This window comes from Magnetospirillum fulvum (genome assembly GCF_900108475.1).
GTDB lineage: Bacteria > Pseudomonadota > Alphaproteobacteria > Rhodospirillales > Magnetospirillaceae > Phaeospirillum > Phaeospirillum fulvum_A.
Genome location: NZ_FNWO01000004.1, coordinates 27,544 through 40,360 on the forward strand (window position 1 = coordinate 27,544; position 12,817 = coordinate 40,360).

Below are 12,817 nucleotides of genomic sequence, written 5' to 3' on the forward strand. Positions count from 1 at the left end.
GCGGGGGAAAGATCAGACCTCGTCGTAGCCGACGCTGCGGTTCGGGGCGGGCTCGGCGGCGGGTGCAACCGGGCGGGCTCGGCCGGACAGGGCCACCGCCTTTTCCAGGTCGTTTTCGGTGCACATGCCAAGCGTCACCGGATTGCGCGGCTTGATGTTGGTGGCGTTCCAGTGGGTCTTGTCGCGAACCGCCAGAATCGTCTGCTTGGTGGTGCCGATCAGCTTCGAGATCGTCGCGTCGGACAATTCCGGGTGATGCTTGATGATCCAGGCGATCGCGTCGGGGCGATCCTGGCGCTTCGACACCGGGGTATAGCGGGCTCCCTTCGGCTTCGAACGCGGCTGCGGAATGTCGGTGACGGTCAGCTTGAGGCGGCCGTCGGGGTTGATTTCGCAGCGTTCGATTTCGCTGCGGGTGACCTGACCGTTGGCGACGGGATCGAGACCGACGATGCCGGCAGCAACCTCGCCATCGGCGATGGCCTGGACCTCAAGCGGATGAAGGCCGCAGAAATCGGCGATCTGCTCGAAGGTGAGGGCGGTGTTCTCGACGAGCCATACGGCGGTCGCCTTGGGCATCAGCGGCAGGGCCATGAATCCTCCTGAATGTCGACTGGTCCCGTTCGACCGGCTGTTTCACAGCCAGCTTCGGCGGGAAGGCATCCCTTCGCCCCGTTGGGCAAAACGGATCGTTCCCGCATGGATCGTTCAAATTCCGGCCGCGCGGGTACACCCGCAATACCGACCGGCGACGATCCGTGGAAATCACATCCTCTTATATGGGTGTTCTCAGCCCGGGTCAAACCGTCAACACGATCTTTCCGATATGTGTGTTGGCCTCCATCAGCCGATGCGCCCCGGCGGCGTCGGCCAAAGGGAAGGTGGCGTGGATCGGCGGCGCGATCCGGCCCTGGTCGAGCAGCGGCCACACCGTCCGGCGCAACGCCTCGGCCATCGCCGCCTTGCGGTCGTTCGATTGCGGCCGGAGCGTCGATCCGGTCAGGGTCAGACGCTTCAACATCACCGGCATCAAATTGACCTCGACGGTCGAGCCTTGCAGGAAGGCGATCGACACCAGCCGCCCGTCCGGTGCCAGCGCCTTGATGTTGCGGGCGACATAGCTGCCGCCGACCATGTCGAGAATCACATCGACGCCGCGTCCGCCGGTCGAACTCTTGATCACCTCGACGAAATCCTCGGTTTGGTAGTCGATGGCGCGGTCGGCTCCCAATTCGGCGCAGGCACGGGCCTTGTCCGGGCCGCCCGCGGTGGCGAACACGGTGGCGCCCAGCGCCTTGGCCAACTGAATCGCGGTGGTGCCGATCCCGCCGGCGCCGCCATGGACCAGCAGGCTCTCGCCGGCGACGAGGCGGCCGCGCTCGAACACATTGTGCCAGACGGTGAACAGCGTTTCGGGCAGGGCGCTCGCGCGGATGAAGTCAAAGCCCTCGGGCAGTCTCAGGCACAGCCGGGCATCGACGGCGCAATATTCGGCATAGCCGCCGCCGGGGACCAGGGCGCAGACCGCGCTGCCGATCGCAGGCTCGGTGACGCCGTCGCCCAAAGCGGCGACGGTGCCCGCGACTTCGAGGCCGGGCAGGTCCGACGCGCCGGGCGGGGGCGGATAAACGCCCTGGCGCTGGAGGACGTCGGGGCGGTTGATCCCGGCGGCGGCGACCCGGATCACCACTTCGCCCGGTCCGGGGATCGGCGTCGGCCGGGTGGCCAGCGTCAACACCTCGGGGGCTCCGGGGCGGGCGATCTCGATACAGGCCATGGTGTCGGGGGTCATCGTCGGTCCCTTTGCTGTTGTGGCGGCGACCAATCTGGTATGGTCAGGCCAGCATGGCAAGAGAGGATGAGCGGCGGATGGACCAAGACGAGCTTGACCCCCGCGCTCCCGCCCCGACCGCGCCAAGGCCGCTTGACCCGCTGTCGGTCGAGGAACTGACCGCCTATATCGCCCGGCTTGAGGCCGAAATCCTGCGTGCCCGGCAGGCGATCGCCGCCAAGGAAAAGGTCCGCGCCGGGGCCGAGGCTTTGTTCAGAAAATAATCTGGGGATCGTCCGGGGGCGGGCGCAGTCGGACGGTGAAGCACGAGCCTTCGCCCTGACGGCTATCGACGCTGACGGTGCCGCCATGCATCTCGACGATCTGACGGACCATGTGCAGCCCGATCCCCGAACCAGAGACGCCGCGGGCATTCGACGCGCGGTGAAAGCGTTCGAAGATGCCCGACAAATCGTCCTCGGGGATGCCGATGCCGTGATCGGCGACGGCGATAACGATCTCGCCCGCGTCGTGCTGGTGGGCCGAGACGAGGATGTCGGTCCCTTCGGGTGAATATTTGACCGCGTTGCCGATCAGATTGTTGAGTGCCAGGGCGATCAGGCCGGGATCGCCCCAGACCGACAGATTCGACTCGCCCTCGGTGCGGAAGCGGTGGGAGGGGGCGGCGATGCGGTGCTGGGTCAGGGTGACCTCGATCAGCGCCATCGGGTCGAACGATTGCTCGTGGATCACCATCGTGCCGCTGTCGAGCTGTTCGTCGGCGAGGCAGGTGTCGATCAGGCCGAGCAGGCGCTGGACCCCGCCCCGGATCGTCGCCAGCCGGGGCAGGCTGCCGGGATCGGCCTTGGCCGCCCGCATCTCCAGCATCTGGGCGGCGGAATCGATGATCGCCAGCGGGGTGCGGAACTCGTGCGAGACCATCGACAGGAACTGGCGCAACTGGCGCTTGGCTTCGCTTTCGCGGGCCAGCGCGGTTTCGGCCCGCTGCTTCGAGCGGCCCAGCGCCTCGACCATGTCCTCAAGCTGCCGGGTCCGCTCGACCACCCGCTGTTCCAGACTGGCATTGAGCGAGGACAATTCGGTGTTGAGCCGGGCGATGGTGGCGATGTCGCGCCACGCCCGCAACGCGCCGACCAGGGCGGTATAGAGCTTCTGCGCGGTCAGCTCGGTCTTGCTTTTGTAATCGTTGATGTCATAGCCGACGACGACGTCGCGCTCGGGGGCGTCGCCGGGCTGGCCGGTGCGCAGGATGATCCGGATCTGGCCGTTTTTCATCTCGTCGCGGATGCGGCGGACCAGGCGCAGACCGGCGTCGGGCGTCTCCATCACCACGTCGAGCAGCATGACCGGAATATCGGGCGATTGGTCGAGCTGGGCCGCCGCTTCGGCGGCCGAGGCGGCGGCAACGCAACGGAAGCGCCGTCCCTCGAATTCCATGTCGCGCAGGATGATCTGGGTCATCTCCAACACCTGGGAATCGTCATCGACGACCAGGATCGTCCACGGCTCGGAAACAGCGGAGACGGCGGCGCGGGATTTGAGGCGAAGGCGGCGGGGCGGGATTTCCATCGGCATCAGGCGGGGACGATTGCGGCGGCGAAGGCATAGCCGATGCCGTGAACGGATTCGATCGGCAGCGGCAGGCCGACCGCCTCGGCCCCCTTGGCGCGCAGGCGGCGGACCATCGAATCGACCGAGCGGTCGGCCGGATCCCAGCCACGTTTGCCCAGCGCGCGGAAGATTTCGTCGCGCGACACCGGCTCGCCGGGCCGCGACACCAGCAGCGAGATGAACACCCGTTCGTTGCCGGTCAGCTTCACCGCCCGTCCCTCGGGCGAGATCAGGGTCCAGGACAATTGGTCGAAGGTCCAGTCGATCGCGTTGGCGGCGGCGGGGAAGGAGGCGGGGGCGGGGCTGGACTTGCTCCGCTCGGTCTGCGTGGTCAGCTTCAGGCGGCGGGCGAGGCTGCGGACCTGCGCCTCCAATTCGCGCAATTCGATCGGCTTGACCAGATAGACGTCGGCCCCGATCTCCAGCCCGACCACCCGATCGACGTTCAACCCGCGCGCCGTCAGCATGATGATGCCGACGTCGGACTTGGCCCGCAATCGTCCGGCAATCGAAAACCCGCCTTCGCCCGGCAGGTTGATGTCGAGGATCAGGATATCGACCGGACCCCGTTCCAGCACAGAGTCGAGCGCGACGCCGTCGGCACAGCCTTCGACGTCGTGACCGCAGGCGCTGAGATATTCGACCAAATCCCCCAGAAGGTGAGATTCGTCTTCCACGATCGCGATGCGGGCCATGAGGTTTCGCTTCCCGTTTTTTGGCGTTGTCCCGAGGCCAGCCTTATTTCGTCACATCATAGCAATCAAAATCGGTATGTGACGAGTGGCTATCGGGAAAGTCGTATTGCGCCGAAAGCATAGGCCCCTCTGCGCTGCCCCTGGACAGATGGCGGCGGTGGAGTCACGCTGATTTCGGCCAATCAGCTTCGGAGGCCGCCGATGGACCGCCTTGACCTTTGCCTGTCCGTCTCTGCCCCCGATCGACTGGGCGAGCGCGAATGGATGATCGCCAACGGATTGGCCGGGTACGCGTCGGGGCGGCTTGACGGTACCGTCTCTCGCCGCCACGACGGGCTTCTCGTTGCGGCCTTGCCGGTCTCGGGGCGGACGATCCTGCTCGACCGGGTCGAGGAAACCGTGATCCCCGCCGATGGCGCGCCGCCCTTCGCCCTGTTCGATGCCCTGGTCGAGGTGCGGTTGGAGCGGGGGCTGCCGGTGTGGCGCTTTGCCCGCGATGGACTCGAACTGGAACGCCGGGTGGTGATGCCGTGGCGGCAGAACACGACGTTGCTGTCCCATCGTCTGCTTGCAGGCGGGGCGGACATCGGCCTCGATATCCGGCCCTGGATGCATTTTCGCGGCAATGACGGTCCCGCCGACCAGCCCTTATACCCGTCGGTGCTGTCCTGGCAGCAGGGCGGCCGGATCGAGGTGACCCAGGGGACGTTCCCGCCGCTGCGTCTGGCGGTGCGAGCGGCGGCGTGCTCGCTGATCCTGGGCGACGAGCGGACCGAGAGCGCGTTCTATCCGATCGAGGCCGAGCGCGATTACACCGCGCACGGGCCGGTCTGGAGTCCGGGGCGCTTCGCGCTGCGACTGGGGGCGGAGGGGGCGGAGCTGATCGCCTCGGCCGAACCGTGGGGGGCGGCGCTGGCCCAGAATGCCGACGCGGCGTGGGCGGCAGAGACGGGGCGGCGTGACCGGCTGATCGCCCATGCCGTCCCCGCCGTTCGCGATCCGGTCGGGCGGCAATTGGTGGTGGCCGCCGATGCGTTTCTGTTCGAGCCGCGCGGCCGCTTTGACCTTGCCGCCCGCTCGCTGGCCCAGGGCAACGAGGTCCGTAGCGTCATCGCCGGGTATCCCTGGTTCAACGATTGGGGCCGCGACACGATGATCGCGCTGGAAGGGCTGACCCTGGTGACCGGCCGCCCCGACGAGGCGCGGCGCATCCTGCTGACCTTTGCCGCCTACGAGCGCGACGGGCTGATTCCCAACAACATCCCCGATGGCGGCACCGAGGGGGTCTATCACGCCGCCGATGCCAGTTTGTGGTTCTTTCATGCCCTCGACCGCTATCTGGTCGCGACCGGCGACGACGAGACGCTGGACCTGATCCTGCCGGTGGTGCGCCGGAGTCTCGATGCTCACCGCGCCGGAACCCGGTTCGGCATCGGCGTTGATCCCGCCGACGGCTTGCTGCGCCAAGGTGCCGAAGGCTACATGCTGACCTGGATGGATTCGGCGACGCCGCGTAGGGGCAAGGCGGTCGAGATCAACGCGCTGTGGTACAACGCGCTGACGGTGATGGCGGGGTGGCTTGACACGGTCGGTGACGGGGACGGAGCCGCCCAGGCGCAAGTCGAGGCGGCGCGGCTGCGCGAGTCCTTCAACCGCCGTTTCTGGAATCCCCACACCGGCTTTCTGTTCGATCTGATCGATGGCGAGGCGGGCGACGATCCGGCCTGCCGCTGCAACCAGCTTCTGGCGCTGTCGCTGCCCCATCCGGTGCTGGAGCCCGCGCATTGGGCCGCAGTGCTCGACGTGGTCGAACGCCGCTTGCTGACTCCGTTCGGGCTGCGCTCGCTCGATCCCGCCGCCCCGGATTACCGCCCGTCTTATGCCGGAGACCTTCACGCCCGCGATTTTGCCTATCATCGCGGCACGGTGTGGGCGTGGTTGATCGGCCCGTTCGTCGATGCCTGGCTGAAAGTCCATCCCGGCGACCGCGCCGGGGCGCGGCGGGTGCTGTCCGGTCTGGCCGGTCATCTGGATGATTTTTGTGTCGGCACCATCGCCGAAGTGTTCGACGGCGATTCGCCGCACCGGCCGCGCGGCTGTACCGCCCAGGCCTGGAGCGTTGCGGAGACTCTGCGCGCCTGGGCCAACAGCGCTCCTTAAGTGCGATGCGGCCTTGATCTCGGTGACGGGCTCTCATAACCTATGGTATAGTCCAATGGGCATGGGCGGCGGGGGCGGGTCCGTGTGGCTTCGCCCCCCGACCGGGAAACAGTGCGGAGGGATCGTTCGGTGAGCGCCAAGGCATCGCCAACTGGGCCGGTCGCTCCGCCCGGATTGCGGGGACAATCGGGGCTACGGCGTCTGGGCATGATGCGGCTGCTCGACACCTGCCCGCTGGGCATCGTGATCTGCGACCGCGACAACCGCATCCTTTATGCCAATCAGGCGATCGGGACGCTGGTCGGGCTCGACCGGGTGACGCTGACCGGGGGCATGCTGCGCAACCTGTTCAAGCGCGTCGATCTCCATGACCGGTTGTTCAGCGCTGCTTTGCGGCTCGACCCGGTGCGCGACTGCCTTGCCGAGATGCGCAGTCTGCACCGCCCGATCCTGTGGGCCGAGATCACCATCGAATCGACAACCTTCAACGATACCGACGCCGAACTGGTGTGGGTAAAGGACGTGACCGCCCAGCGGATGGCCGAAGACGGGCTGGAGCGGGTGTTTAACGCGGTGCCCCAGCCCTTCTTCCTGATCAATGGCGAAAGCGGCAACATCATTCGCGCCAGCCGCCGCGCCAACGAATTGTTCACGGTCGGCCGCTCGAGCGAGGGGCTGGGGATGGACAGCATCGTCGGCGCCAAGGAGTGGAAGTCCTTCCTGCGCCATTTGGGCGAGGGCGGGTATGTCGAGCAGTTCGAACTCGACCTCAGCACCGCCTATGGCGAAGTCCTGCCCGCCGCCTTGTCCGGCCAGACGGTGACCTGGGAAGAGGAGCGCTGCGTGCTGGTCGGCATCTCCGACCTGACGGAACGGCGCAAGGCCGACGAGACGCTCCGTCGCTTCTTCGACGCCGCGCCGCTGGCGATGATCCTGGCCCGCCTGCCGGGCGGCGAGATGATCCGCGCCAACCGCCGGGCTTCGGAATTGTTTGAATCCGGCAGCACCGGGGCGGTGACGCTGGAAGGTTTCATGGGGGCGGAGGCCAGCGCCGCCTTTATCGACAATCTGTGCAATGGCGGCTTCGTCGAGGGATATGTGACGATGCTCGACACCGGCTATGGCGAGCGCTTCTGGGCGCTGGTGTCGGGGCAGGTGCTGGAGATCGACGACCAGCGCTGCGTGCTGATCGGGGTGGTCGATATCACCGACCGCAAGCGCGCCGAGGCGAATCTGCTCGCCGCCAAGGACGTCGCCGAAAAGGCCACCCAGGCCAAGTCGATGTTCCTTGCCGTGATGAGCCACGAAATCCGCACCCCGATGAACGGCATCCAGGGCATGCTGGAGATGCTGTCTTTGACCGCGCTCAACGAGGATCAGGCCGACATGGTCAAGATCGTCCGCGAATCGTCATCGACCCTGCTGACGATCATCAACGATATCCTTGATTTTTCGAAGATCGAGTCCGGCCAGATGACCCTGGAGCGGGTCGAGGTCGATATCCGCGATCTGGTCGAAAGCGCGGTCGAGATCGTCGCCCCTCGGGCCAAGGAGACCGGGATCGAACTGGCGTGGTGTGCCGCTCCCGGCGTTCCCTTGCTGTGGATCGGCGATCCGGTGCGGCTGCGCCAGATATTGCTCAATTTGCTGGGTAATGCCGTCAAATTCACCTCGCAAGGTGCGGTGGTAATCCGCATCTCGGCCGATGGGTGCGGCGGCGGCGGCGACCGAAGAGTCGCCCGCTTCGAGGTCACCGATACCGGGATCGGCCTCACCGACGAGCAGATGACGCGGCTGTTTCAGCCGTTCAGTCAGGCCGACGCCTCGACCACCCGCCAGTTCGGCGGGACCGGCCTGGGGCTGTCGATCTGCCACCGTCTGGTCAATCTGATGGGCGGGGCGATCGGGGTGACCAGTGTCCATGGCAAGGGCTCGACGTTCTGGTTCGACCTGCCGCTCGATCAGTGCGCCCTTCCCGCCCCGCCGCCGCAAAGCCTGCGCGGGCAGCGGATTCTGGTGCTGGACGATCTGGCCGAAAGCCGCGAGCATATCGCGGGTATTTTGACCAGTCACGGGGCCGAGGTGGTCGCCGCCGCCGATGGCGACGCCGCGTTGGCCGCGATCGAGGCGGGGCCGGTCGCGCTGGCGATCATTGATGCGCCGCTGCTGACACCCGCGCTGGTCGGACGGGTGGGCGGAAGCCGTGTGCTGGTTGCCGCGCTGACCGAGCCGCCCAGCGGCGACGAGTGGGACGGTCTGACCCTGATCAAGCCCGCGCGCGAATTCGTTATGCTGCGTCAGGTCCGCCGGGTGCTCAATCTCGAAAATCCGGTCGAACCCGAAACCGCGCCGCCGCCGACCCAGGCGACCCCGCAATTGACCCGCGACGAGGCGCTGGCCTGTGGCCGCCTGATCCTGGTCGCCGAGGACAATCCAACCAACCGTCTGGTGATCGGTCGCCAGTTGACCCGTCTCGGCCATGCCTTCGAGATGGCCGAGGACGGCGAGGCCGCCTGGGAGGCGCTGGCCGCCACCCGGTTCGGTCTGCTGCTGTCCGATTGCTCGATGCCGCGCCTCGACGGCTACGATCTGACCCGGCGTATTCGCGCCGCCGAGACCGGAACGGCGGCTCACCTTCCGATTATCGCCCTGACCGCCAACGCGATGGAGGAAGACGCGATGCGCTGCCGCGAGGCCGGGATGGACGATTATCTGTCCAAGCCGGTGTCGCTCGACCGGCTGGCCGCGCTGCTCGAATCCTATCTGCCTGCGGTGGGGACGGTCGCAGAAGAAGAACCTGCCGCCGCTCCTCCCGTGCCCGAGGCCGAGACGGCGGCGGCGGAGGAGGATACCCCCGCTCCGGTCAATCTCGCCGGTCTGACCGAGATTCTGGGCGATGCCGATGCCGAAGTGTTCGCCGAGATTCTGGCCTTCTTCGTCGAAGCTTTCGGCGAATTGAACGAACGGCTCGATCAGGCGGTCGCCGGGCGCGACCGGGCCGCCTTGCGTGCCACCGCCCACGCCGCCAAGGGGGCCGCGCGCAACGCCGCGTGTCCCCGTCTGGGCGATATCCTTGCCGAAATTGAGATGCGGGCGGACAAGGAAAAATGGCCCGCCCTTGGCGCGCGGGTGACGGCGGCCGGGGCGGCGTTCGCCGAGGTGCAACGCTTTGTCGCCGCCGGAAATTTCACGTCTAGTCCTCGAGGGGGCCAATGATTACTGACGCCGAAATCCTGGCCCGCTTCAAGGGGAAGCAGTTCCTGGTGGTCGATGACGAGAAGTTCCTGCGCTCGATCGTCACCCGTCTGATCCTGCCGTTCGATGCGATCGAGGCGGGCGACGGCAGCTATGGTCTGTTCCAACTGGCGGCAAATCCCGAGATCGGTCTGGTTCTGTGCGACTTCAACATGCCGCGAATGGACGGGCTGACCTTCCTGAAGGAAATCCGCCGGGGGGCGGCCAAGGTTCCCAACGACATGCCGGTGCTGATGCTGACCGGTCATTCCGACGTGGCACTGGTCCAGGCCGCCCTGTCGCTCGATGTCGATGGCTTTATCGTCAAGCCGGTTTCGATCGTGACGCTGGCGACCCGGCTCAAGCATCTGGCCGGGAAACGCAGTCCGGTGAAAAAGCCCTCTTATTACGAGGGGATCGACCTGTCGCGCGTCTGCTCGACCCTGCTAAGCCCCTCCGCGACCGAGGGGGAGTGCCCCGGACGTCGGGTCAAGCTGGCCGACGCCCAGCCGAAGGATGTGCTGGCCGCCGATTTCACCGCCAAAACCGGCGAGGTGCTGGTCGGAAAGGACATCCCGCTCACCGAGCGGCTGATCGCCCGTTTGATCGAACTCGAATCGATCGGCATCGCCCCGGCGGAGATTTGTCTGGTCTAGAGCCTTTTCCAAATGAGGGCCGGCACGGACCGGTTCCGATCCGTGCCGCTTGGTAATAAGACAGCCGGGATCAGAACGGGAAGACGATGTCGAAGATCTCCTGGCCCCAGCGCGGCTGGGTGATGTCGCTGACCATGCCGCGGCCGCCGTAATAGACCCGGGCCTCGGCAATTTTTTCCGAGGAGATGCTGTTCGACGAACTGATGTCCTCGGGCCGGATGATCCCCTGGATCGACAATTCGCGCATTTCGTAATTGACCCGGAATTCCTGGCGTCCCGAGATCACCAGATTGCCGTTGGGCAGCACCTGGGTAATCACCGCCGCCATCGTGACGTTGATCGTTTCCGAGCGTTCGGTCTTGCCGTTGTTGAGGGCGACCGAGGTGGCCCCCAGGTCGGCGAGGCTGGCGAGGTTGGCCCCGCTGGGCAGCAGCTTGGCCAGACTGGTCTCGAACCCGGCCAGATTGTTCAACTGGGCGCTTTCCGAACTGGTGCGGTTGTTGTTGAGCACGCTGCTAAGCGAGGCGTTGTCGGCGATCGTGACCGCGACGGTGAGGATGTCGCCGACATCCTTGGCCCGCTGATCCTTGAAGAAGGCCCGCGCGCCTGGCCGCCACAGTGAGTTGGCGTTCTGGGGCGGCGCGACCGGCTGGGGCATCGGCATGCTGATCGGCTGATAGCCTTGCTTCTGGGTCGGGTTCTCGATCCGCGAGATTTCCGGCCCCGAGCCGACTTCGGACATCCGGGTCAGGGTGTTGCAGGCCGACATGCTGCCGATCGTCGCCAGGCTGAGGCCGAGGCGGGCCAGACGGGATAGGGTGATGTGGCGGGTCATGATCAATTACCTCCGCGACGGTCGTCGGATCAATAGGCCTGGGCGCGCTGGCCCGCCGTGATCACCGATACCTGCCCCGGTCCTTCGACCCGGGCGTCCACGATCTGCTTGCTTTGACTGTTGGTCACCCGGATCACGTCGCCGACGCTGCCGTCCTCGGAGGCGCGGCCTTGCGCGCTCAGCACCATGAAGGGGGTGCGGACGATGATGGTGACGGCGCTGTTTCTGGCAACGGAGATGGGCTTTTGGATTTCGGCGGTGCGGATCGGGGCACCGGCGCGCAAGGGATAGCGCGGCTCTTGCCCGATCACCTGGCGCAGATTGGTGACGATGTCGCGGCGGACCGTTTCCTCGCGGACATCGACCCATTCGATGTCGTTTTCCGAGATCACCTCGCCGCGCCCCATCGCATGGGCCAGCACCGGAATCCGGGTCGAGGCGAACACCGACCCGTTGATCTTGAAGCGGGAGGCGTTGGCGGCCCCGGCCGGAACCTCGACCACCGCCGAGAAGCGGTTCATCCGCGGGTCGTAATTGAGGTCGCGGATACCGATCGTCTGGTCGGCATTGGCCGGGACGAGAATTTTAAGCGAGCCGCGATTGGCCAGTTCGACCGTGGCGCCTTTGGGCGCGCCCTCAAGGGCCAGCGCCTCGCGCAGTTCGGTTTCGACGGCGCGGATGTCGATGGCGCGCCCGGCGCGTTCGACGGTGGAGCGGTCGAACGGGGTGGCGGGACGCCAGTCGAGGGCGTAGGCATTGGCGACGGCGGCCAGCCAGCGGGCTTCGAGGGTGATGTGCTTGCCCGGCTCGGGAGCCCGTGCCAGCGGAACCTCGGCCTTGTCCCCGGCATTCTCCCACAGATCGCCGAGGCGGATCACGTCGCCTTCCAGGGTCACCGAGGGGCGAAGCTGGGGCGGCAGCGCCGGTACGGCCGGTTCGGCGGCGGCGGCAGGCAGGCCGCAAACGAGGGCGGCGAACAGGGCCAGAGCGGCGAGACGGCGGACGGGGCGAAGGCTGGTCATGACGGGCCTCGCTTATTTCATCTGGTTGATGGTGCTCAGCATCTCGTCGGATGCCTGAATCACCTTGGAGTTCATTTCATAGGCGCGCTGGGCACTGATCAGGTTGGTGACCTCGGAGACGACGTTGACGTTCGAGGTCTCCAGATAGCCCTGAAGCACGCTGCCAAAGCCCGGCTTGCCCGGGGTCTGGACGATCGGCTGGCCCGAGGCGGGGGTTTCCATGAACAGATTGTCGCCGCGCGCTTCCAGACCGGCATCGTTGGCGAAATTGGCCAGGGTCAACTGGCCCTTGACCGTGCTGGAGACCTGGCCGTCCTGCTTGATGATGACCTGACCGGTCGAATCGACGGTGACGCTGACCGCGTCCGAGGGGACGGTGATCTGCGGCTGGACGGTATAGCCCTCGTGGGTGACGATGATGCCGTCGGGGGAAAGCTGGAACGAACCGTCGCGGGTATAGGCGGTTTCGCCCGACGGCAGCTTGATCTGGAAATAGCCCTTACCCTGAATGGCGAGGTCGAGACTGTTGTCGGTGCTCTGGACGCTGCCCTGCTCGGTGATGCGATAGACGGCGGTGGTCTTGACGCCGAGGCCAAGCTGGACGCCGGTCGGCACGATCGTACCGGTATCCGACGATTGCGAGCCGACCCGGCGCAGGTTCTGGTACAGCAGGTCCGAGAATTCCGGCCGCCGTCGGGTATAGGCGGTCGTGTTCATGTTGGCGATGTTGTTCGAGATTACTTCGACGTTGGTTTGCTGGGCCAGCATTCCGGTGGCGGCGATGTTCAGAGAGCGCATGGTGGAAACCCTTC

The 12,817-nt window shown here is 66.2% G+C and carries 11 protein-coding genes; 4 read left to right on the forward strand and 7 right to left on the reverse strand.

Going from position 1 to position 12,817, the window contains the following annotated elements:
* Positions 1–12 precede the first annotated feature (12 nt).
* Both BLW40_RS05695 and BLW40_RS05700 read right to left on the reverse strand, forming a co-directional pair.
* Entirely contained in the window at positions 13–594 is a 582-nt protein-coding gene (locus tag BLW40_RS05695; protein WP_074766446.1) for a DUF1013 domain-containing protein, read from the reverse strand.
* A 205-nt stretch (positions 595–799) separates the two neighbouring features.
* Positions 800–1,792 carry an NAD(P)H-quinone oxidoreductase gene (locus BLW40_RS05700; RefSeq protein WP_074766448.1) on the reverse strand — a complete coding sequence of 331 codons (993 nt, stop codon included), beginning with the start codon at positions 1,790–1,792 and terminating at the stop codon, positions 800–802.
* A 77-nt stretch (positions 1,793–1,869) separates the two neighbouring features.
* Here BLW40_RS05700 and BLW40_RS05705 point away from each other — a divergent pair, with 77 nt between their 5' ends.
* Positions 1,870–2,055, forward strand: a complete 186-nt coding sequence (locus BLW40_RS05705; protein WP_074766451.1) for a DUF1192 domain-containing protein — start codon at positions 1,870–1,872, stop codon at positions 2,053–2,055.
* On the opposite strand, the gene BLW40_RS05710 is transcribed toward BLW40_RS05705, so the two are convergent.
* Both BLW40_RS05710 and BLW40_RS05715 read right to left on the reverse strand, forming a co-directional pair.
* Positions 2,045–3,361: an ATP-binding response regulator gene (locus tag BLW40_RS05710; RefSeq protein WP_083386672.1), complete on the reverse strand. Its 1,317-nt coding sequence runs from the start codon at positions 3,359–3,361 to the stop codon at positions 2,045–2,047. The genes BLW40_RS05705 and BLW40_RS05710 overlap by 11 nt on opposite strands.
* A 5-nt stretch (positions 3,362–3,366) precedes the next feature.
* Complete coding sequence (locus BLW40_RS05715; RefSeq protein ID WP_074766454.1) at positions 3,367–4,098, reverse strand: response regulator transcription factor; 732 nt, start codon at positions 4,096–4,098, stop codon at positions 3,367–3,369.
* Between the two features lie 201 nt (positions 4,099–4,299).
* Here BLW40_RS05715 and BLW40_RS05720 point away from each other — a divergent pair, with 201 nt between their 5' ends.
* From BLW40_RS05720 to BLW40_RS05730, 3 genes are all read left to right on the forward strand, one after another.
* Positions 4,300–6,258, forward strand: coding sequence for an amylo-alpha-1,6-glucosidase (locus BLW40_RS05720; RefSeq protein ID WP_074766457.1), 1,959 nt, complete (start codon positions 4,300–4,302; stop codon positions 6,256–6,258).
* A gap of 129 nt (positions 6,259–6,387) precedes the next feature.
* On the forward strand, positions 6,388–9,474 hold the full coding sequence (locus tag BLW40_RS05725) for a response regulator (RefSeq protein WP_139305510.1): 3,087 nt from the start codon (positions 6,388–6,390) through the stop codon (positions 9,472–9,474).
* Positions 9,471–10,148 carry a response regulator gene (locus tag BLW40_RS05730; protein WP_074766461.1) on the forward strand — a complete coding sequence of 226 codons (678 nt, stop codon included), beginning with the start codon at positions 9,471–9,473 and terminating at the stop codon, positions 10,146–10,148. The genes BLW40_RS05725 and BLW40_RS05730 overlap by 4 nt, the downstream gene beginning before the upstream one ends.
* A gap of 70 nt (positions 10,149–10,218) precedes the next feature.
* On the opposite strand, the gene flgH is transcribed toward BLW40_RS05730, so the two are convergent.
* From flgH to flgG, 3 genes are read right to left on the reverse strand one after another with little or no spacing between them, the layout of a single operon-like run.
* Positions 10,219–10,983, reverse strand: coding sequence for a flagellar basal body L-ring protein FlgH (gene flgH, locus BLW40_RS05735; protein ID WP_074766463.1), 765 nt, complete (start codon positions 10,981–10,983; stop codon positions 10,219–10,221).
* Positions 10,984–11,012: 29 nt separating this feature from the next.
* Positions 11,013–12,005 carry a flagellar basal body P-ring formation chaperone FlgA gene (gene flgA, locus BLW40_RS05740; protein ID WP_074766465.1) on the reverse strand — a complete coding sequence of 331 codons (993 nt, stop codon included), beginning with the start codon at positions 12,003–12,005 and terminating at the stop codon, positions 11,013–11,015.
* A gap of 12 nt (positions 12,006–12,017) precedes the next feature.
* Positions 12,018–12,803, reverse strand: a complete 786-nt coding sequence (flgG, locus tag BLW40_RS05745; RefSeq protein ID WP_074766467.1) for a flagellar basal-body rod protein FlgG — start codon at positions 12,801–12,803, stop codon at positions 12,018–12,020.
* Between the last annotated feature and the right edge of the window lie 14 nt (positions 12,804–12,817).

Coding starts and splice junctions, on each gene's coding strand:
- BLW40_RS05695 (WP_074766446.1), bottom strand. CDS start 594: ATGGCCCTGCCGCTGATGCCCAAGGCGACCGCCGTATGGCTCGTCGAG.
- BLW40_RS05700 (WP_074766448.1), bottom strand. CDS start 1,792: ATGACCCCCGACACCATGGCCTGTATCGAGATCGCCCGCCCCGGAGCC.
- BLW40_RS05705 (WP_074766451.1), top strand. CDS start 1,870: ATGGACCAAGACGAGCTTGACCCCCGCGCTCCCGCCCCGACCGCGCCA.
- BLW40_RS05710 (WP_083386672.1), bottom strand. CDS start 3,361: ATGGAAATCCCGCCCCGCCGCCTTCGCCTCAAATCCCGCGCCGCCGTC.
- BLW40_RS05715 (WP_074766454.1), bottom strand. CDS start 4,098: ATGGCCCGCATCGCGATCGTGGAAGACGAATCTCACCTTCTGGGGGAT.
- BLW40_RS05720 (WP_074766457.1), top strand. CDS start 4,300: ATGGACCGCCTTGACCTTTGCCTGTCCGTCTCTGCCCCCGATCGACTG.
- BLW40_RS05730 (WP_074766461.1), top strand. CDS start 9,471: ATGATTACTGACGCCGAAATCCTGGCCCGCTTCAAGGGGAAGCAGTTC.
- flgH (WP_074766463.1), bottom strand. CDS start 10,983: ATGACCCGCCACATCACCCTATCCCGTCTGGCCCGCCTCGGCCTCAGC.
- flgA (WP_074766465.1), bottom strand. CDS start 12,005: ATGACCAGCCTTCGCCCCGTCCGCCGTCTCGCCGCTCTGGCCCTGTTC.
- flgG (WP_074766467.1), bottom strand. CDS start 12,803: ATGCGCTCTCTGAACATCGCCGCCACCGGAATGCTGGCCCAGCAAACC.